The following is a 19425-nucleotide window of genomic DNA, read 5'->3' on the forward strand; positions in this document are numbered from 1 at the left end:
CGGAGAACGAGATCAGCACGTCATGGCCGCGAAACGCGGACGCTGTCCACCTGACGCAGATGATCGCGACGCGCTTGCCGCGACACCGTTCATCGTGTTTCAGTGGTTCCCGTCAAGGAGGCGACACAACAGGAGGTCGGGATGCGCCTGGCGACCCTGCGCCGCGCGGACACCACCGTCGCCGCCGTCGCCGCCGACGGGCGGTGGGTGCCGCTGGGGTACCGCGACGTCGGTGCGCTGCTGGCCGACCCGGACGGCCCCGGCCGGGCCCGCGCCGTCGCCGCACCGGGTGCGGTCCCCGGGGGCGAGGACCTCGCCGCGGTCGTCCCGCACCCGGCGAAGGTCGTGTGCTGCGGGCACAACTACGCGGGACACATCCGCGAGATGGGCCGTGAGCTGCCCGCCCACCCGACGCTGTTCACCAAGTTCGCCGACACCCTCACCGGGCCCGCGGACACCGTGACGGTGCCGGACTGGGCCGAGGGCCTGGACTGGGAGGCCGAGCTCGCCGTCGTCGTCGGGGCACCGCTGCACCGCGCGGACCGCGACGAGGCGACCGCCGCGAACGACCTGTCGGTCCGCTCCTGGCAGCGCCACACCGGGCAGTGGCTGCCGGGCAAGGCGTTCGACGCCACCACCCCGCTCGGCCCGGTGCTCGTCACCCCCGACGAGCTGGACCCGGCCGCCGGTCTCTCACTGACCTGCCGGGTCGGCGGCGAGCTCGTGCAGTCCGGCGACACCGCGGACCTGGTGTTCGACGCGCCCGCGCTGCTCGCCTACGTCTCGGCGTTCACCCGGCTGTCCCCCGGCGACGTCGTGCTCACCGGCACCCCCGCCGGGGTCGGCGCCGGGATGTCCCCGCCCCGCGCCCTGGCCGACGGCGACGTCGTCGAGGTCGAGCTGGTCGGCGTCGGCGTCCTGACCACCCCGATCCGCATCGAGAAGACCGGCACCGAGCACAGGGAGTGCGCATGAGTGAGCAGAGCAAGGACGCCACCGAGCTGGCCTGGTCGGCCGTCCCCGTCGTGACCCGGGCCGGGTCCGAGGACACCGGCACCGGCCAGTCCGGTGGCTGCGTCCGTGTCTCCGGCGTGTCGCCGCAGCACACCCCGGCCACCCGGATCTGGTTCGGCCGGGTCTCCAACGAGCCGGGCTACCGCTCGCTGCCGCACCACCACGGCGAGGCCGAGACCGGCGGCTACGTGCTGAAGGGCACCGGCCGCATCTGGTACGGCGAGAACTACGCGCAGTGGATCGAGATGAACGAGGGCGACTTCGTGTTCGTCCCGCCGTTCATGCCGCACGTCGAGGGCAACATGTCGACCACCGAGGAACTGGTGTGGCTGACCTGCCGGACACCGGACAACATCGTCGTCAACCTCCCCGAGGTCGACGACGCGAGCCTCGAGGGATACCGCCGCGCATGAGCACCGAGCACACCACGCCCATGCCCGCGGACACCGAGCGGTCGGTCGCCCCGCTGCTCACCGCCCTGGACCTGCAGAAGGACGGCGACGACGCGTTCCTCGCCCGCCACCAGGTCATCCCGTCGGGCCGCGCCTACGGCGGCGAGCTCGTCGCACAGGCCGAGCGGGCCATGACCCTCACCGTCGGCGAGGACCGCCGCGTCGCGAACCTGCACGGCTACTTCCTGCGCGCCGGCGACGTGCACGCACAGACCCGCTGGGAGGTCGAGCGCGTCCGCGACGGCCGCGGCTTCTCCCACCGCGCGGTGCGCGGCCTGCAGGGCGGCAAGGAGATCTTCCGGGCGATGGCCCAGTTCGCGGTGCCCACCGCGGGTGCCGTCGAGCACTCCGACACGCTGCCGCCCGAGGCGGGTGACCCGAGCGAGCTGCCGAGCACCGCCGACGTGCTCGTCGGCGCGGACACCCGCGACGCCGAGTACTGGCGCTTCCACCGCGGCTTCGACATCCGGCACTCCCCCTCGGCGCTCTACACCGACGCCGGCGGCGAGCGCGTCGCCCGGCAGACCGTGTGGCTGAAGGCCTGGGAACGGCTGCCCGACGACCCGGCGATCCACCGCAGCGCCCTGGCCTACGTCTGCGACTACACCCTGCTCGAGCCGATCCTGCGCCGCCACGGCTCGGCCTGGGCCGACGACGGCGTCGTCACCGCCAGCCTCGACCACGCCATGTGGTGGCACCACGACGGCCGCATGGACTCCTGGGTCGCACTGGTCCAGACCTCCCCGGTCGCCACCCGCGGCACCGGGCTCGGCACCGCCCGCCTCTACTCCGCCGACGGCCGGCTGCTGGCCTCGGTCGTCCAGGAAGGACTGGTGAGTCTCCCGTGAGCTCTCCCGTGGGCGCTGCAGCCCAGAAGATCGTCTCCGTCGGTGGCGGCCCCGGTGGGCTGTTCTCGGCGATCCTGCTCAAGAAGTCCGACCCGTCACGCGAGGTGGTGGTCTACGAGCGCAACCGCGCCGACGACACCTTCGGCTTCGGCGTCGTGTTCTCCGAGGAGACGCTGGACAACATCCGCGCCGCCGACCCGGAGTCGCTCGACCGCATCGCCGCGAAGTTCCGGCACTGGTCGGCGATCGACGTCGACGTCCTCGGGGTACGCGATCGCAGCGACGGGCACGCCTTCGCAGCGCTGGAGCGCAAGCGGCTGCTCGGCATCCTCGGCGAGCGGGCCGCGGAGCTCGGGGTCGACCTGCGCTTCTCCACCGAGGCGCCGGACCTGGACACCCTGCGCCGCGACCACGACCTGGTCATCGCCGCCGACGGCGTGAACTCCCGCATCCGCGAGGCGCTGGCCGAGGAGTTCCGGCCCACCCTGGACCGGCGGACCGCCCAGTACGTCTGGTTCGCCACCACCCGGCCGTTCGACTGCTTCACCTTCCAGTTCGTCGAGACCAGGTTCGGGCTGTTCTGGGCGCACATCTACCCGTTCGACGGCGAGCGCTCCACCTTCATCGTCGAGACGGACTCCGACACCTGGGAGCGGGCCGGGCTCGCGGAGTTCGCCGCCGCCGAGCGCAGGCCCGGCGAGAACGACGAGCGCTCCCTGCGCTTCTGCGAGGAGGTCTTCGCCGACCTGCTCGACGGCCACGGCCTGATCGGCAACAACTCCGGCTGGCTGTCCTTCGGCGTGCTGCGCAGCGGGTCCTGGCGCGCCGGGAACGTGGCGCTCGTCGGCGACGCCGCGCACACCGCGCATTTCTCCATCGGCTCGGGCACCAAGCTCGCGCTGGAGGACGCGATCGGGCTGGTCGGCGCGGTGGACCGGGAACCGACCGTCGAGGCCGCGCTCAAGGCCTACCAGGAGGACCGCAAGCCGGTCGTCGAGTCGCTGCAGCGCTCCGCGCAGACCAGCCTGGAGTGGTTCGAGGGCGTGCGCCGCTACCGTGGCCTGGCCCCCGAGCAGTTCGTGTTCCAGCTGCTCACCCGCTCGCAGCGGGTCACCTACGACAACCTCAAGCTGCGCGACGCCGGCTACGTCGGCCGGGTCGACGCCTGGCTCGCCGACCGCACCCGCGAGCTGGGCTGCGACGTCGAGACCGGCACCCCGCCGATGTTCCACCCCTACCGGCTGCGCGGCATGACCCTGGCGAACCGGATCGTCGTCTCGCCGATGGCCCAGTACTCCGCCGTGGACGGCGTGCCGACCGACTGGCACCTCGTGCACCTCGGCGGGCGGGCGCAGGGCGGCGCCGGGCTGGTCATGACGGAGATGATCTGCACCTCCGCCGACGGCCGGATCACCCCCGGCTGCCCCGGCCTGTACACCGACGACCAGCGGGACGCGTGGGCCCGCGTCGTGCGCTTCGTGCACGAGAACACCGGCGCGAAGATCGCCGCCCAGATCGGCCACGCCGGGCGCAAGGGCTCGACGAAGGTCATGTGGGAGGGCATCGACGAGCCCCTCTCCGACGGCAACTGGGAGATCCTGGCGCCGTCGCCGGTGCGCTACCGGCCCGACAGCCAGGTCCCGCGCGAGGCGACCGAGGCCGACCTCGACCAGGTCGTCGCCGACCACGTCGCCGCGGCACGCCGCGCCGCCGACGCCGGGTTCGACATGATCGAGCTGCACTTCGCGCACGGGTACCTGGTGTCGAGCTTCCTGTCCCCGGTGTCGAACCGGCGGACCGACTCCTACGGCGGCAGCCTGGCGAACCGGGCCCGACTGGGCCTGCGGATCCTCGACGCCGTGCGCGAGGTGTGGCCGGCCGACCGGCCGATCAGCGTCCGGATCAGCGCCACCGACTGGGTCGAGGGAGGTTTCGACGGCGACGACGCGGTGGCCCTGGCCCCGATGCTGCACGCGCACGGCGCGGACATCGTCGACGTCTCGACCGGCCAGACCAGCACCGAGGCGAGGCCGCGCTACGGGCGGCTCTACCAGACGCCGTTCGCCGACCGGATCCGGCAGGAGACCGGCGTCCCGACGATCACCGTCGGCGCGGTGTCCAGCGTCGAGGACGCGAACACGATCATCGCGTCCGGCCGGGCGGACCTGTGTGCCATCGCCCGTCCGCACCTGGTGGACCCGTACTGGACGCTGAACGCAGCCCTGGACCAGGACTTCCGCGGGCACGCGATCCCGAAGCAGTACCGGTCGGGGCTCTCGGCGCGGCGCCGCGCACAGGAGCCGTGAGCCCACACGTCCTGCCCCTGCGGGTGACGCGCGGACGCCGACGGCCGGGCCGGGAGCGTCGGTGCTCCGTGTTCAGAGGGCCGTGCGGACGTCGTAGAGCTCGGGGAAGAAGGTGAGGTCCAGCGCCCGGCGCAGGAAGTCCCGGCCGCTGGACCCACCGGTTCCCCGCCGCACCCCGATCGTCCGCTCGACGGTCTTGAGATGGCGGAAGCGCCACAGCTGGAAGTTCTCCTCGACGTCGACGAGCTCCTCGCAGGTCTCGTACAGGTCCCAGTGGGTCCGCGGGTCTGCGTAGACCGCCGCGAACACCGGCACGAGGTCCTCGCGCCGGGTGTGGGCGACGGTGACGTCGCGGTCGAGCAGGTCCGACGGGACGGCGAAGCCGCGGCGGGCGAGCAGCCGCAGGAACTCGTCGTAGAGGCTGGGCCGGTGCAGCGCCGCCTCCAGCAGCGCGTGCGCGGCCGGGTCCTCGCCGAACAGCTCCAGCATGGCGGCGTTCTTGTTGCCGAGCAGGAACTCCACCGCCCGGTACTGGTAGCTCTGGAACCCCGACGACGTGCCGAGGGCGCCGCGGAACTGCCCGTACTCCGACGGGGTCAGCGTGGCCAGCACCGACCACTGCTCGATCAGCGTGCGCTGGACGGGCTTCACCCGGGCCAGGCGTTTGAGCGCGCGGGCCAGCTCGTCGGCGGCCATGTCGTCGGCGGCGGTGCCCAGCTCGTGCAGGACCAGCTTCAGCCACAGCTCGGAGGTCTGGTGCTGCACGATGAACAGCAGCTCGTCGTGGTGCTCGGGCCGGCTGGGCGGGTGCTGGGCCCCGAGGATCCGGTCCAGGTCGAGGTAGCGGCCGTAGGACAGGTTCTCCCGGAAGTCGCGCACGACGCCGTCCTCGACCACACGCGTGTTGTCCTCCGTGCTCATCGCGCGACCTCCTCGGCCAGCGCGGCCATGCCCGCCGCGACCTCGGCGAACGACGTCGACAGCGGCGCGAGCCCGATCCGGATGCCGTCCGGGGCGCGGAAGTCGCCGATCACGCCGCGCTCCCACAACCGGGCGTTGACCTCGGCGAAGTCGGACCGGCGCAGCGTGACGTGCCCGCCGCGGCGGTCGGGGTCGCGCGGTGAGGCGACCTGCACGCCGTGCTCGGCGAGCAGGGTGTCGGCCAGGTCGAGGGCGAACGCCGTCAGCCGCAGCGACTTCGCCCGGACCGCGTCGATCCCGGCCTCGGCGAGCAGCTCCACGCCGCACTCCAGCGGCACCGAGGCCAGCACCGGCGGGGTGCCGGACAGCAGCGCCCGCACGTCGGGCGCCGGCTCGTGGCCGGGGCCCATCGCGAACGGGGCGCGGTGGCCGAACCAGCCGGTGATCGGCTGGCGCAGCGCGCCGGTGTGCCGGGCGGCGAGGTAGCCGAATGCGGGCGCCCCCGGCCCGCCGTTCAGGTACTTGTAGCCGCAGCCGACCGCGAGGTCGGCGCCCCAGGCGTCGAGCTCGACCGGGACCGAGCCGACCGAGTGCGACAGGTCCCAGAGCACCAGGGCGCCGGCGTCGTGCGCGACCCTGGTGATCGCGGGGCCGTCGGCGAGGAACCCGGACCGGTAGGCGACGTGGGACAGCAGCACCAGCGCGGTGCGCGGCCCGACGGCCGCCGCGACCTGCTCCGGCGTTACCCCGGCGGTCGGGTCGGACTCGATCCAGCGCAGCGACGCGCCGCGCTCGGCGGCGATGCCCTCGACCACGTAGCGGTCGGTCGGGAAGTTGTCGGTGTCGACGACGATCTCGTCCCGGCCGTGCGCCGCGCGCTCGTCGAGGGCGGCACGGGCCAGTTTGTAGAGCAGGACCGTGGTGGAGTCGGCGACGACGACCTGCCCCGGCCCCGCCCCGAGCGCGGCGGCGCCGATCCGGTCGCCGAGGGTGCGCGGGCGGTCGATCCAGCCCTCGTCCCAGCCGCGGATCAGCCGGGTGCCCCAGTCCGCGCGGACGAAGCGCTCCATCCGCTCGGCCGCCGCGCGCAGCGGGCGGCCGAGGGAGTTGCCGTCGAGGTAGGCGACGACGCCGTCGGCGGGCAGGAACCGCTCCCGGAGGGCGGCGAGCGGGTCCTCGGCGTCGAGGCGGGCGGCGACGGCCGCCGGGTCGGGGTGGACGGTCACGGGGCCCATCCTGCCGGGTTCCGGCCCCTAACCGCGCCAGCGGCGCTCGTAGCGTTCCCGCGCGGCCTCGCGGGTCCCCTCGTCGGCCTTCTCGCGCACCGCGGCGGCGCGCCCCACCGGGTACCCCGCCTTGGCGACGCGGTGCTCGGCGGACTCGTACATGTAGGCGAGCGAGTAGAAGTAGCCGAGGATCGCCCCGGCCAGCACCGACAGCGCCCGGACGTACACCGGGCCGGGGATCAGCAGGTAGAGCAGCACGCCGATCGGCAGCAGCTGCACGGTGGTGCGCACCAGGTGACGCAGCTGCCAGGTCCGGGTGGTGACGTCGTGCAGGACCCAGCCCCGGAGCCGGGAGGGCAGCCCGGCGCCGTAGGCGTAGGCCACCCACTGGACGGGGTTCGGCCGCTGATCCATTGTTGGTCCCCCAATTCTTGGTGCACCAACAATGTACGATGGGTGCCATGCCGAGCGCATCCCCGGGTGACGACGACCTCCTCCGGCTCGACCGTCAGGTCTGCTTCGCCCTCGCCGTCGCGGCCCGCAACGTCATCGCGCTGTACCGGCCGCTGCTGGAGCCGATGGGGCTGACCCACCCGCAGTACCTGGTGCTGCTCGCGCTGTGGGAGCGCTCCCCGCGCTCGCTCGGCGACCTGGCCCGGGAGCTCGCGCTCGACCCCGGCACGCTGTCGCCGCTGCTCAAGCGGCTCGAGGCCGCGGGTCTGGTCGACCGGCGCCGGGTCCCGGGTGACGAGCGGACGATGGCGGTGTCGCTCACCGACGCCGGGTGGGCGCTGCGGGCGCGGGCCGAGGCGATCCCGGCGGCGATCGTGGACCGGCTCGGGATGCCGCTGCCGGAGCTGGAGGAGCTGCGGACGGTGCTGGACCGGGTGATCGCCGCGTCGCGCGGCTGACCGGGGCGGTGGTGCGGGACCGGTCGCCGGCCGTACCGTCTCCGCCGTGCTGATGACCGCAGGCAAGGCCGTCCTGCTCCTGGTCGACCTGCAGGAGCGCCTGGTCCCCGCGATGCACGACGGCGATCGCGTCGTCGAGCGCGCCGCCCGGCTCGCCGAGGCCGCGACCCTGCTGGAGGTCCCGGTGCTGGCCACCGAGCAGGTCCCGGAGAAGCTCGGCCCGACCGTCGAGCGGCTCGCCGGCCTGCCGCACCTGGTGATGCCCAAGACCCGCTTCGCCGCCGACGACGGCGTGCTGTTCCCACCCGGCCGCACCGAGATCGTCGTCGCCGGGGTGGAGGCGCACGTCTGCGTGCTGCAGACCGTGCTGGAGCTGCGCGCCGAGGACCGCCGGGTGGTGGTCGTCGCCGACGCCGTCGGGTCCCGGTTCCCGCAGGACGAGCAGCTGGCGCTGGAGCGGGCGCGCGCGGCCGGGGCGGAGGTCGTCACCTCGGAGATGGTGCTGTTCGAGTGGCTGCGCGACGCCGCGCATCCGCGCTTCCGCGAGGTCCAGACACTGCTGAAGTAGGCCCGGTCACCCGGTGCGGGGCTGCAGGTAGGCCGGGTCCGGGTCGGGCAGCGGCACGTCGGCCCGCCCGGCGACCAGCGGGTCGACGGCGGCGAAGAACGGCGGCGCCGCGACGGTCCCGCCGAACGCGCCGTGCCCGCAGTCGCCCAGGTGCACGGGGTCGCCGGGGCAGATCTCCGACGGGTTCGGGCCGTCGGCGAACACCATCGAGGACCCCGCCACGCCGTCGATCCCGCCGGTGGCCCCGACGAACGCGACCGACTCCGAGGAGTTCGTCGTGCCGGTCTTGCCGATCGTGGGGCGCGTCCAGCCCGCGGCCCGCGCCGCGGCCGCCGAGGTGCCGGTCACGGTGTCGCCACCGAGCCCGGCGGCCAGGGTGTGCGCGACGCCGGGGGCGACGGCCTGCTCGCAGGCGGGCCGGTTCACCGGCACCGCCGCACCGTCGCGGCCGGTCACCGACAGCACCGCGTCCGGGGCGCACCAGACGCCGTCGCTCTGGATCGTCGCCGCGACGTTCGCCTCCTCCAGTGTGGACACCGGGCTGACCCCGAGGGTGAACGACGGGAGGTTCGCGAAGAACTGCGACTGCGGCTGGGAGATCCGCGCGTCCGGCGACGAGGGGTCCGGCGTCCCGCCCGCCGCGTTCGACGCGAGGGTGTCGCCCAGCCCGAGCCGGCGCGCCATGTCCACCACCCGGGGGATACCGGTGCGTTCCTCGAGGTCGACGAACGCGGTGTTCGGCGAGGTCGCGAGCGCGACGGGCAGCGGGATCGGGTCCGGGTAGTTCGGGGTGTCGTTGCTGACGGGGTAGCAGCTGCTCCCCGCGCCGGGGAAGCACGCCGAGGCCGGGTCGGGCAGCGTGCTGTCGTAGCCGACGGTGCCCGCCTCCAGTGCCGCGGCGGTGGTGAAGATCTTGAAGGTGGAACCGGCACCGAAGACGTTCGACGGCGCGGCGACGAGGTCGCGCGTGGTGTCGCCGGCCGCGGCGTCGGTGCCGGGCCGCCGGTTGGCGACCATGGCGAGGATCTGGTGGTCGCCGGTGGCGGCGTCGCCGTGGCCGGGCCGGATCAGCGCCAGGGTGTTGGCGACGCCGTCCTGGGTGCGCGGCACATTCGCGTCGACCGCCTGCTGCGCCGACGCCGTCGCGGCCGGGTCGAGGGTGGTGCGGATCGTGTAGCCGCCGGTGTCGAGCTGCTGCTCGGTGAACCCCGCCTTCTCCAGCTCGGACACCGCGTACTCGCAGAGGAACCCGGCGCCGTCGGTGGCGCCGTAACAGTTGTGCCCGGGGACCTGCGGCCCGCCGGGGCGCACCCCGAGCGGCGCGGCCGTGGCCTCGGCGGCCTGGGCCGGGGTGAGCGACCCGGCGTCGCGCATCGCCGCGATCACGGTGTTGCGCCGGTCGGTCGCGGCCTGCGGGTGGCGGAACGGGTCGAACAGCGTGGGGTTGTTGACCGCACCCGCGAGCAGCGCGGCCTGCGGGACCGTCAGGTGCGCGGCGTCGGTGCCGAACCAGGCACGCGCGGCGGCCTCGACGCCGTAGACGTTGCCGGTGAACTCGACGGTGTTGAGGTACCCGGCGAGCACGTCCTGCTTGGACGTGCTGTGCGCCAGGCGCTGGGCGAGCACCGCCTCGCGGATCTTGCGGGTCGGGGTGTCGGCGTGGTCGGCCCGCTGGGCGGCGGGGTCGTCGCGGTCGACGACGTCGATCAGCCAGTTCTTCACGTACTGCTGGGTGATGGTGGAGCCGCCCTGCACGGCGCCGCCCGCGGCGTCGGTGACCAGTGCGCGCAGGGTGCCGACGGGGTCCACCCCGGACTCGTCGAAGAACCGGCGGTCCTCGACGTCGACGATCGCGGCGACCATCGACGGGGAGATCCGGTCGTAGGGGACGGGGATCCGGTACTGCTCGTCGAGGTAGGCGATCGGGGTGCCGTCGCGGTCGGTGAGAACCGTCGCCGCGGGCAGCGCCGCCGCGTTCGGCAGGTCGCCGGTCGTCCCCGGCGGCACGACCGAGGCGACGGCGGCGACGCCGGCCGCGGCGGGGGCCGCGCACCCGGCGAGGACGAGCCCGCCGGCCAGGATCCCGACCCCGAGCCGCCGCAGCACCGACGGGTCCGGGCGGCGCCACCGTCGCCCGGTGCGGGTCTCCCGGAGACGGTCGTTCCAGTGCTGTGCGATCAGGCGTTCCCCCACGCGGGCGATTGTGCGCCGCAACGCTGAGGGATGCCTGAGGCGCGCCCGCGCGAGTCGCTGAGAGTCAGCCGGTCAGGGCGGCGAGCGCGGTCCGGGCCTGCTCCCGGAACCGCTCGACGTTGCCGAGCTTGACGTCCTCGTAGCCGCGCACCAGGTCCGCGGTCTCGGCGACGGCGACCACACCGTCGACGGTGTCGTGCGTGAGCCGGTCCAGCGCGGCGCGGACCAGCGTCTGGTACTCCCCCACCAGCTCGCGCTCCACCCGGCGGACCCCGGCGCGGCCGAACACGTCCAGCGGGGTGCCGCGCAGCCGCCGGGCCGCGCGCAGCGCGCGGAACGCGGGGCCGGCCAGCCGGCTGTCGAGGGCGATCTTGCGGTTCATCCCCAGCGCGCGCAGCACCGGCGGGTGCAGCATCACCGAGACCCGGGCGTCGGGACCGAACGCGGCGTCGCGGCGGGCGGTCTCGACCGGGTCCAGGTGCAGGCGGGCGACCTCGTACTCGTCCTTGTAGGCCATGAGCCGGTGCAGGCCGCGGGCGTAGGCGGCGCCGACGCGCTCGCCGGCCGCGTCACCGGCCCGCGCGGCGGCGATGGCCGCCACCCGGCGGACCTCCTCGGCGTAGCGGTGCGCGTAGGCGGCGTCCTGGTAGCCGGTGAGGTCGGCGATGCGGGTGGCCAGCGCCTCGGTGAGCTCGGGGCCCGTGGCGACCGAGCGGGCCAGCGCCGCGGACACCTCGTCGACGGCGACCGGGGCCGGCTGCGGCGCGAGGAGCGCCCGGCGCACGGCGGCGGCATCGATCGCGGCGGCCCGGCCCCAGCGGAACGCGGTCAGCGTGGTCTCCACGGCCGCGCCGTTGACCCGGATCGCCTCCTCCAGCGCCTCGACCGACACCGGGAGCACCCCGTGCTGGTAGGCGGCACCGAGCAGCAGCATGTTGGTGGGCAGGTGGTCGTCGAACAGCGCCTCGGACAGCGTCTGGGCGTCGACGGCGAGCAGGTCGCGGGTGACCGCGCCGATCCGCTCGACGGCGTCGTCGGTGGAGCCGGGCAGCACGACGCGTCCGGTGACCATGGCCGCGGTCGGCACGAGCGAGGTGTTGACGACGGCGACGGTGTGCCCGGGCCGGGCGACCGCGAGCGTCGCGTCGGAGGCGGTGCCGACGAGGTCCATCCCGATCAGCACGTCCGCGGTGCCGCGGGAGGCGCGCAGGATCCCGTGGTGGGGCTGCTTGGCGATCCGGACGTCGGAGACGACCGGGCCGCCCTTCTGCGCGAGCCCGACCTGCTCCAGCCCGGCGGCGAACAGCCCGTCGAGGTGAGCGGCCATCTGCAGGATCGCCGAGGCGGTGACCACGCCGGTGCCGCCGATGCCGGGCATCCGGATCAGGGTCGCGTCCGGGTCGACCCGCGACTCAGGGGCGACGAGCGTGACCGGCAGCGGCGGGATCTCCCGGCGCGGCCGGGTGCCGGGCACCACCGTCAGGAACGACGGGCAGTCGCCCTTGAGGCAGGAGTAGTCGGTGTTGCAGGACGACTGGTGGATGGTGGTCTTGCGGCCGAACTCGGTCTCCACCGGGAGCACCGACAGGCAGGTCGACTGGTCACCGCAGTCGCCGCAGCCCTCGCAGACCCGCTCGTTGATCAGCACCTTCTCCGCCGGGGCGGGCAGCTTCCCGCGCTTGCGCAGCCGGCGCTCCTCGGCGGCGCAACGGTCGTCGTGGATCAGGACGGTGACGCCGTCGAGGGCCGCGAGCTCCTGCTCGACCGCGGCCAGCTCGTCGCGGTGGCGGACGCTCGCGATCGGGTCGAGGGCGACGCCGCGGTAGTCGCGCGGGTCGTCGGTGGTGACGACGATGCGGCGCACGCCCTCCAGGGCGAGCGAGCGGGTGATGTCGGGGACGTTCATCCGCCCCTCGGCACGCTGCCCGCCGGTCATGGCGACGGCGTCGTTGTAGAGCAGCTTGTAGGTCATGGTGACCCCGGCGGCGACGGCGGCGCGGATCGCGAGCGAGCCGGAGTGGTGGAAGGTGCCGTCGCCGAGGTTCTGCACGAGGGTGCGGTCGTCGGTGAACGGCGCCAGGCCGATCCACTGGGCGCCCTCGCCGCCCATCTGGGTCAGCCCGATCTGGCGGCCGCGGTGCTCGCCGTCGAGGGCGATCATCGCGTGGCAGCCGATCCCCACGCCGACGAGCGTGTCGTCGCCGGTGCGGGTGGAGGTGTTGTGCGGGCAGCCGGAGCAGAAGTACGGCGTCCGGTTCCCGAGCAGGTCCAGACCGATCCGCGACGGCTTCGGCGGGGCGAGGCGCTCCAGGTGCGCGCTCGCCGCGGCGGGCAGCGTCCGTCCGGCGGCGGTGAGCCGGGCGGCCAGGGCGCGGGCGACGTCCTCGGCGCCGAGCTGGCCGCGGGCGGACAGCAGCGGGCGGCCGCGGTCGTCGCGGCGGCCGGTGACCGTGGGCCGGTGGTCGCGCCCGTAGAGCGCGTCGCGCAGGTGGCCCTCCAGGAACGGCACCTTGTCCTCGACCACGAGCACCTCGGCGCAGCCCTCGACGAGTCCGGCGAGCGCGTCGGCGTCGACCGGGAACGGCATGGCGAGGCGGATCAGGCGCACGCCCAGTGCGTCGAGCTCGGCCTCACCCAGGCCCAGGTCCTCGCACGCCCGCAGCACGGTGGCGTACCCGGTGCCGGAGGCGAGCACGGCGAGGTGCGGGTCGCGGGAGGTGAAGGTGACGCGGTTGAGCCCGGTCTCGCGGGCGTACTGGCGGGCGAGGTCGAGCCTGCGGGTGAGCTGGTCGTGCTCGGCCTCGACGGCGGCGGGCCCGACGAGCGGGCCGGCCTGCGCGCGGTCGGTGGCGGGCGGGGCCGGGACGCCGACCAGCTCCGGGCGCAGCGCGCCGAGGTCGACGGTGCAGGAGGCGTCGGCGACGTCGGCGATGATCTTCAGACCGGTCCAGAGACCGGTGGCCCGGGACAAGGCGACCGCGTGCAGCCCGAACTCGATCACCTCGGACACCGAGCCCGGCGCGAGCAGCGGCATCGTCAGGGACTGCGCCATCGGCTCGCAGGAGCTGGGCACGGTGGAGGACTTGCAGGACGGGTCGTCGCCGATGATCGCGACGGCGCCGCCGAGCCGGGCGGTGCCGGCCAGGCTGCCGTGCCGGATCGCGTCGGCGGCCCGGTCGAGGCCGGGGTTCTTGCCGTACCACCAGCCGACGACGCCGTCGTGGCGGCGACCGGGGACGGCGTCGAGCAGCTGGGTGCCGGCGACGGCGGTGGCGGCGAGCTCCTCGTTGAGCCCGGGCCGGAAGACCACGCGCTCGGCGTCGAGGTGGGTCCGGGCGCGGCCGAGCTCGGCGTCGAAGGTGCCGAGCGGGGAACCCTGGTAGCCCGAGACGAACGAGGCCGTGTCGAAGCCGCGCGCGGTGTCGAGGCGGGCCTGTTCGAGCACGAGCCGCACCAGCGCCTGGATCCCGGTCATCGGAGCCCGCCCGTGGGTGGCGAGGTACTTGTCGTCCAGCACGGTCATCGGTGACAGCTCCTCGTCGGGTGGGCGGCGCGGTCCGCTCAGGACAGCGTGACGAGCGCCACGACGCAACAGCCGAGGGAACTCTGACCGAGAGAACGCAACGGATACCGTGCGACGACCACACAGACGTGAATCCGTTGCGCCGGAGGTGCCGTGCCCGAGACCGAGGTCGACGAGCTGGACCACGCGATCCTGCGGCTGCTGCACGAGGACGCGCGCCGCACCTACGCCGACATGGCCGCACGGGTCGGGCTGTCCACCGCCGCGACCAAGCGCCGGGTCGACCGGCTGCGCGAGTCCGGGGTGATCACCGGCTTCACCGTGCAGATCGACCACGCCAAGCTGGGCTGGCCGGTCGAGGCGTTCAGTGAGATCCGCTACGCCGGCACCGCCAGCGTCTCGGAGATCGTCGACACGGCGTCGCGCCAGCCGGAGGTGCAGGCGGTCTACACCCTCGCCGGTGACCTCGACGCCCTGGTGCAGGTCCGGGTGCGCGATCTCGCGCACCTGCAGGAGGTCATCGACCGGCTGCGGCGCAACGGCACGGTCACCGGGACCCGGACGCTGATGGTGCTGGGGCGCTGGACCCGCACGTGATCAGTTACCTATCGCAACGATCCGACCGATCATGATCGGGTGCTCGTTCTCTGCAGTGTCACCGGTTCGCCCTCGCACGGCCGGGCCGTGCTCCCCTTCGTCCGGGCGCTGGGCGATGCCGGCCACCGGGTCGTGGTGGCGTGCCCGCCCGACGTCGCGGGGGTGTTCGACGGTGCGTCTGTCGTCGTCGAGCCGGTACTCCCGACGATGGCCGCCGCCGCCGGACACCTCGGCCCGGTCCTCGCCCGGCTCGGCGGGCCCGCCGCACTGGCGACGCTGACCGCGGCCGAGGTGACGACGGCGCTGCTGCCGACCCTGTTCGCGGGTCCGCAGGTGACGGGCTCGGCGCGGGCGCTGCTCGCACTCGTGCGGACCCACGGGGTCCCGGACCTGGTGCTGCGCGACGGCGGCGAGACCGCGGGGTTCCTGGTGGCCGAGCACCTGGGGGTGCCGTGTGTGAGGGCACCGTCGGGCGCGGGCAACGTCCTCGACCCGCACCTCGTCGCCGACGCGCTGACCGAGCGTCGCGAGGAGCTCGGCTTCGCCGTCCCGGACGACCCGGCTGCGCTGCACCGGTGGGGGCGGCTGGACTGCATGCCGCAGCAGTTCTCGCTGGCCGGACACCAGACCCGAGTTGCACAGGTAGTCAGGGGTCGTGAGCCGTCGGTGCTGGTCAGCTGGCTGCTTGATCGGGATCTGGGGCACTAATCGGTAGTCTCGGGTAGTGCCGTTCGTCCGGAAGGTGAAGACGGCCTCCGGGGCGACAGCGGTGCAGGTCGTGGAGAAGCGCCACGGCGTCCGCCGGATCGTCGCCCACGTCGGCTCCGCGCACGATGACGCCGAGCTCGCAGTCCTGATCGCCTCAGCACGAGACCGCATCCATGCAAGCCAACAGGCGCTGGACCTGGACACCCCGGCCGCTGGGGGTGCAGGTGGGGCGATCGTGACCGAGTCGTCGAGCGAGGTCCTGTGGAACGTCCTGATCGAGGCCTACCGTCGCCTCGGCTTCGACCAGCTCGCAGACGAGGCGTTCCGGGCACTCGTGCTCGCGCGAATCGTCGAGCCCACCAGCAAGTCCGCCGCAGTAGGGGTCCTCGACGAGCTCGGCGTGGCCGCGCCGCACCGCAACACCTTCACCGCGGCGTTGCGCCGCTGCGTGGACAAGGACTACCGAGCCGCCCTCGCCGCCGCCTGTGCTGCGGCCTCGCGCCGGTCGGGTCCGGTGTCGCTGGTGCTCTACGACGTGACCACGCTGCACTTCGAGGTCGAGAACGAGGACAAGCTGCGCAAGGTCGGGATGAGCAAGGAACGCCGGGTCGACCCGCAGATCCAGGTCGGGCTGCTCGTGGACCCGTCCGGGTTTCCACTCGAGGTCCGCTGCTTCGAAGGGAACAAGGCCGAGACCACCACCCTGCTCCCGGTGCTCGACGAGTTCCGTAAGCGGCACCAGGTCAGGGACATGGTCGTCGTCGCGGACGCCGGGATGTTGTCCGCGAGCAACCTAAACGCGTTGGAGGACAACGAGTTCTCGTTCATCGTTGGGTCGAGGATCAGCAAGGCGCCCTACGACCTGGCCATGCACTTCGAACGCCACGGCAACGCCTTCGACGATGGCCAGATCCTCGAGTCACGCCGCGACATAGGGACGGGTAAGGCGAAACGCTCGCGCCGGACCGTCTACCAGTACCGGTTCGCCCGGCACAAACACGACGACCGGGCGATCAACGCCATGGTCGACCGCGCCGAGAAGGTCGCCGCCGGCACCCGGCCGTTGAAGAAGGACCGCTTCGTGCGCATCGCCAACAGCGGAACCGAGGTCGACTGGGCCCTGGTCGAACGCGCCCGCCAGCTCGCGGGTTTGAAGGGCTACGTCACCAACCTGCCAGAGGCCACCATGGGTGGACTCGCGATCGTGGCCGCCTACCACGACCTGTGGCAGGTCGAGGCCAGCTTCCGCATGACCAAATCCGACCTACGCGCCCGGCCGGTCTTCCACCGCGAACGCGACACCATCGAAGCCCACCTCACCGTCGTCTTCGCCGCCCTCGCAGTCTCGCAGCACCTACAGGACGCCACCGGAGTGACCATCAAGACACTGATCAGGACCCTGCGTCCGCTACGCACCATCCGCGTCGACGTCGGCGGTCACCCGATCACTGCAGCGCCGCAGATCACCGACCAGGCCCGCGCCATCCTCAACCGGCTACCCGCCATCAACGCCCCGGGGCACTAAACCTGTGCAACTCGGGCCAGATGGTGCCGGCGCGGGCGTTCCGCCAGGACGACCAGGTCACCCGCGGCGAGACGGTGCCCGGCTGGGTCGCCGCGCTGCCCGGGAACCGGCCGCTCGTGCTCGCGGGGCTGGGGACGGTGGTGCCGACGTTGGCCGGGCGCGCCGAGCGCAGTGCGCCCGTCGACCCGCACGCGGCGCTGCGCACCGTGGCGGAGGCGGCGTCCCGGCTCGACGCCGAGGTGGTGCTGTCCACCGGTGGCCTGCCGGTCGACGACCTGGACCTGCCCCCGCACGTGCATCCTGCTTCGTGGGTTCCGCAGCCGCTGCTGCTCCAGGTCGCGGACCTGTTCCTCACCCACGGCGGCTACAACGGCATCCGCGAGGCCGTGCGGCACGGCGTCCCGCTGGCGGTGCTGCCGCAGTTCGGGGACCAGGAGCACAACGCCGGGCGGGTCGCCGAGCTCGGGCTGGGCGCGCACTGCGGTCCCGACGCCGCCGAGATCGCCGCGACCTGCACGCGTCTCCTGACCGACGACGACGTCCGCGCGCGGATCCGCTCGGCCCAGCGCGCAATGCTGGCGCTGCCGCCGGTGGAGGACGCCGTCGGTGTCCTGGAGGACCTGGCCGCGCGCCGGGTAGCCGTGCTGGCGGCCTGAGCCGCAGGGGTCAGGCGGGGCGGGCCGTGCGGGGCGCGGGGCCCGCAGGCGACGACGGTGCGTGCCCAGGTGCCGAACAGCACGAGCACCCCGAGCACGGTGACGACCAGACCCGGTCCGATGTCGTCGGTGCCGGCGACGGCGGTCTGGCGCGACCACACCGCCCAGAGCCCGGTGACCGCGCCGACGCCGGTGACGGTGGCCGCGGTCCAGGCCAGCGGCCAGAAGCGGGTCAGCAGGGCGAGCACCGACACCCCCACCGCGACGACGGCGACCACGGTGAACAGCCACGGCAGCGGCCCCATGGCGGCCCGGCCGGTGAGGACCTCCCACCCGGCGCCGTGGGTCGACCAGGGCATGAGCAGGGCGGCGACGACGGCGGCGACCCCCGCACCCGCGACGACCGACGCCGGACCGGGGTCGATCCAGCGGTCGACCCGCCACGCGATGCGGGTGAGCTCGTCGGCGAGCTCGGGTGTCGCCTGCGGGGACAGCGCGCCCGGGCCGGGCGTGCGCGGTGCACTCATGCGGCTCCCTCGTCGTCACTGCGGTGTCGTCGCTGCGTGTAGTCGCTGCGGTAGCGGGACGTCGGCACTGCTATTGCACCACGCCGGTAGCGGTCACGGCGCCACCGACGGGGTGGCTCCGGGGGCCGGTCGGCGAGCCCGCCGTGCGCACCGCCCGGCGGTCGCGGCGGTACCGGACCGGCCGCCGCGGTCGGCACCGCTCGCCTAGGCGGCGCGGACGGCGCAGCGGCAGGGCGCGCCCTGCTGGCAGCCGCAGCCACAGGTACTCGCGCATCCGCACGCCGAGGTCGCCGCGCCCACCGGGGCCGGTGCCGCCGAGCCGCCGCAGCAGCCGCAGCAGCCGTCGAGGCAGCTCAGCCGGGGGACGGCCGCGGGCGGTGGTGCCGGAGCCGGAGCGGCGACGCCGAGCGCGGCGAGCACCCGGTCGGTGAGATCGGGGACCGGTTCCGCCGGACCGACGCGCGTGAGCCGGCCGAGCCGGTCGGCACCGTCGGTGAAGGCACGGCAGGACGCGCAGCCGGCGAGGTGGTCCTCGGCCATCGCGCGCTCGTCGTCGGCCGCCTCGCCGTCGAGCCGGGCGGACAGCACCTCGCGGTAGCCCTGACAGTCCATACCATCACTGTCGTACACGAGGCCCGTCCGGTTCCACCCGACCCCCGTCCGTGTTCCGCGGTTCGTACGGCGCGTTCCTCGGTGGCACCGGCACCTGGCGTCCCACTGACAGCCCCGCGGGCCCTCGGGGAACCCGCCCCTTGCCCTTCCCGCGCGCAGCAGAAGGACGCCACCGGCGTGCGTCGCCCCGCTCCCGCCGCTCGCACCGGTACAGCAGCGTCGTCTGGTGGAGCAGCGTCGTCGATGAGGCAGCGTCGGCGGTGGAGCCAGCATCCTCGGTGGACCGGGGGTCACCGTGGCCCCGGCCCCGGGCCGAGTCCCCGCCTACTCTCACCCGCCCTGCCTTACCGCGCCTCATCTATCGCCGCGGGTGCGTGTTCGACCTCGCACACCGTCCTGCGACCTCGCAGCCCTTGCAGCAGATGCGAGGTCACAGAAACCTGTGCAACGTGCCCCGCCCGGCTCACAGCCAGCGCAGAACAGAACAGAACGGGACGGGACGGGTGCGACTCCACGACAGAAGGCGCCCAGAGCACAGGCACACAACGCCCCGCACCCCGCCGGCCGCACTGTGGGCAGCGCTGTCGTGCCCTGGCAGCCTACGAAGAGCCGACCGGAACAGAGCCCAGAAAACAGGAAACGCCCCGGACAATGAAGTCCGGGGCGTTTCCAGTTCATGTTGAATGTCGGCGGCGACCTACTCTCCCACACCCTGGCGAGTGCAGTACCATCGGCGCTGGAAGGCTTAGCTACCGGGTTCGGAATGGGACCGGGCGTTTCCCTACCGCAATGACCACCGACAACACTATTCAACAAACCCCCACACAAACATGGGGGG

At 73.7% G+C, this 19425-nt stretch carries 17 protein-coding genes and 1 rRNA gene; 11 read left to right on the top strand and 7 right to left on the bottom strand.

Annotation, left to right across the window (positions count from 1 at the left end; all coding sequences use genetic code 11):
- Positions 1-141: 141 nt before the first annotated feature.
- Genes KPL59_RS03150 through KPL59_RS03165 form a run of 4 tightly spaced genes read left to right on the top strand, consistent with a single transcriptional unit; the run spans position 142 to position 4620 of the window.
- Entirely contained in the window at positions 142-975 is an 834-nt protein-coding gene (locus KPL59_RS03150) for a fumarylacetoacetate hydrolase family protein (RefSeq protein ID WP_226359879.1), read from the top strand.
- Positions 972-1427, top strand: coding sequence for a cupin domain-containing protein (locus tag KPL59_RS03155; RefSeq protein WP_051050234.1), 456 nt, complete (start codon positions 972-974; stop codon positions 1425-1427). The genes KPL59_RS03150 and KPL59_RS03155 overlap by 4 nt, the downstream gene beginning before the upstream one ends.
- Entirely contained in the window at positions 1424-2314 is an 891-nt protein-coding gene (locus KPL59_RS03160) for an acyl-CoA thioesterase II (RefSeq protein ID WP_226359880.1), read from the top strand. Before KPL59_RS03155 ends, KPL59_RS03160 begins: the two co-directional genes overlap by 4 nt.
- On the top strand, positions 2311-4620 hold the full coding sequence (locus KPL59_RS03165; RefSeq protein ID WP_226359881.1) for a bifunctional salicylyl-CoA 5-hydroxylase/oxidoreductase: 2310 nt from the start codon (positions 2311-2313) through the stop codon (positions 4618-4620). Before KPL59_RS03160 ends, KPL59_RS03165 begins: the two co-directional genes overlap by 4 nt.
- A gap of 72 nt (positions 4621-4692) precedes the next feature.
- Here KPL59_RS03165 and kynA read toward each other — a convergent pair whose 3' ends face one another.
- From kynA to KPL59_RS03180, 3 genes are read right to left on the bottom strand one after another with little or no spacing between them, the layout of a single operon-like run.
- A complete protein-coding gene (gene kynA / locus KPL59_RS03170) occupies positions 4693-5541 on the bottom strand; it encodes a tryptophan 2,3-dioxygenase (RefSeq protein WP_226359882.1) in 849 nt (282 codons plus the stop codon).
- Positions 5538-6767 (bottom strand): aminotransferase class V-fold PLP-dependent enzyme, encoded by a 1230-nt coding sequence (locus KPL59_RS03175; protein WP_226359883.1) that lies wholly within the window; start codon positions 6765-6767, stop codon positions 5538-5540. Before KPL59_RS03175 ends, kynA begins: the two co-directional genes overlap by 4 nt.
- Before the next feature lie 27 nt (positions 6768-6794).
- Positions 6795-7181: a DUF5313 family protein gene (locus KPL59_RS03180; RefSeq protein ID WP_226359884.1), complete on the bottom strand. Its 387-nt coding sequence runs from the start codon at positions 7179-7181 to the stop codon at positions 6795-6797.
- 47 nt (positions 7182-7228) lie between these two features.
- On the opposite strand from KPL59_RS03180, the gene KPL59_RS03185 reads away from it, so the two are divergent.
- Complete coding sequence (locus tag KPL59_RS03185; protein WP_020625052.1) at positions 7229-7678, top strand: MarR family winged helix-turn-helix transcriptional regulator; 450 nt, start codon at positions 7229-7231, stop codon at positions 7676-7678.
- Between the two features lie 52 nt (positions 7679-7730).
- Positions 7731-8246 (top strand): isochorismatase family protein, encoded by a 516-nt coding sequence (locus tag KPL59_RS03190; RefSeq protein WP_226351525.1) that lies wholly within the window; start codon positions 7731-7733, stop codon positions 8244-8246.
- Between the two features lie 6 nt (positions 8247-8252).
- Here KPL59_RS03190 and KPL59_RS03195 read toward each other — a convergent pair whose 3' ends face one another.
- Both KPL59_RS03195 and KPL59_RS03200 read right to left on the bottom strand, forming a co-directional pair.
- Positions 8253-10439: a transglycosylase domain-containing protein gene (locus KPL59_RS03195; RefSeq protein ID WP_226359885.1), complete on the bottom strand. Its 2187-nt coding sequence runs from the start codon at positions 10437-10439 to the stop codon at positions 8253-8255.
- A gap of 64 nt (positions 10440-10503) precedes the next feature.
- Positions 10504-13962 (bottom strand): indolepyruvate ferredoxin oxidoreductase family protein, encoded by a 3459-nt coding sequence (locus KPL59_RS03200; RefSeq protein ID WP_226359886.1) that lies wholly within the window; start codon positions 13960-13962, stop codon positions 10504-10506.
- Positions 13963-14115: 153 nt separating this feature from the next.
- On the opposite strand from KPL59_RS03200, the gene KPL59_RS03205 reads away from it, so the two are divergent.
- From KPL59_RS03205 to KPL59_RS03225, 5 genes are all read left to right on the top strand, one after another.
- The gene (locus tag KPL59_RS03205) at positions 14116-14559 is read left to right on the top strand and encodes an Lrp/AsnC family transcriptional regulator (RefSeq protein WP_226351489.1); all 444 of its coding nucleotides are present in this window, start codon (positions 14116-14118) and stop codon (positions 14557-14559) included.
- A 39-nt stretch (positions 14560-14598) separates the two neighbouring features.
- Positions 14599-15267: a hypothetical protein gene (locus KPL59_RS03210; protein WP_226359887.1), complete on the top strand. Its 669-nt coding sequence runs from the start codon at positions 14599-14601 to the stop codon at positions 15265-15267.
- A gap of 16 nt (positions 15268-15283) precedes the next feature.
- Positions 15284-16792, top strand: a complete 1509-nt coding sequence (locus tag KPL59_RS03215) for an IS1634 family transposase (RefSeq protein ID WP_226359888.1) — start codon at positions 15284-15286, stop codon at positions 16790-16792.
- Between the two features lie 20 nt (positions 16793-16812).
- Positions 16813-17448 carry a glycosyltransferase gene (locus KPL59_RS03220; RefSeq protein ID WP_226359889.1) on the top strand — a complete coding sequence of 212 codons (636 nt, stop codon included), beginning with the start codon at positions 16813-16815 and terminating at the stop codon, positions 17446-17448.
- A gap of 120 nt (positions 17449-17568) precedes the next feature.
- The gene (locus KPL59_RS03225) at positions 17569-18183 is read left to right on the top strand and encodes a hypothetical protein (protein ID WP_226359890.1); all 615 of its coding nucleotides are present in this window, start codon (positions 17569-17571) and stop codon (positions 18181-18183) included.
- Here KPL59_RS03225 and KPL59_RS03230 read toward each other — a convergent pair.
- Entirely contained in the window at positions 18180-18605 is a 426-nt protein-coding gene (locus tag KPL59_RS03230) for a zf-HC2 domain-containing protein (protein WP_226359891.1), read from the bottom strand. The genes KPL59_RS03225 and KPL59_RS03230 overlap by 4 nt on opposite strands.
- 666 nt (positions 18606-19271) lie before the next feature.
- Positions 19272-19388, bottom strand: a 5S ribosomal RNA gene (gene rrf / locus KPL59_RS03235).
- Positions 19389-19425 lie beyond the last annotated feature (37 nt).

The organism is Pseudonocardia sp. ICBG1142, from assembly GCF_020496255.1.
Classification (GTDB): domain Bacteria; phylum Actinomycetota; class Actinomycetes; order Mycobacteriales; family Pseudonocardiaceae; genus Pseudonocardia.

Coding starts and splice junctions, on each gene's coding strand:
- KPL59_RS03180 (WP_226359884.1), bottom strand. CDS start 7,181: ATGGATCAGCGGCCGAACCCCGTCCAGTGGGTGGCCTACGCCTACGGC.
- KPL59_RS03185 (WP_020625052.1), top strand. CDS start 7,229: ATGCCGAGCGCATCCCCGGGTGACGACGACCTCCTCCGGCTCGACCGT.
- KPL59_RS03150 (WP_226359879.1), top strand. CDS start 142: ATGCGCCTGGCGACCCTGCGCCGCGCGGACACCACCGTCGCCGCCGTC.
- KPL59_RS03200 (WP_226359886.1), bottom strand. CDS start 13,962: ATGACCGTGCTGGACGACAAGTACCTCGCCACCCACGGGCGGGCTCCG.
- KPL59_RS03160 (WP_226359880.1), top strand. CDS start 1,424: ATGAGCACCGAGCACACCACGCCCATGCCCGCGGACACCGAGCGGTCG.
- KPL59_RS03225 (WP_226359890.1), top strand. CDS start 17,569: ATGTCGTCGGTGCCGGCGACGGCGGTCTGGCGCGACCACACCGCCCAG.
- KPL59_RS03220 (WP_226359889.1), top strand. CDS start 16,813: ATGGTGCCGGCGCGGGCGTTCCGCCAGGACGACCAGGTCACCCGCGGC.
- KPL59_RS03190 (WP_226351525.1), top strand. CDS start 7,731: ATGACCGCAGGCAAGGCCGTCCTGCTCCTGGTCGACCTGCAGGAGCGC.
- KPL59_RS03155 (WP_051050234.1), top strand. CDS start 972: ATGAGTGAGCAGAGCAAGGACGCCACCGAGCTGGCCTGGTCGGCCGTC.
- kynA (WP_226359882.1), bottom strand. CDS start 5,541: ATGAGCACGGAGGACAACACGCGTGTGGTCGAGGACGGCGTCGTGCGC.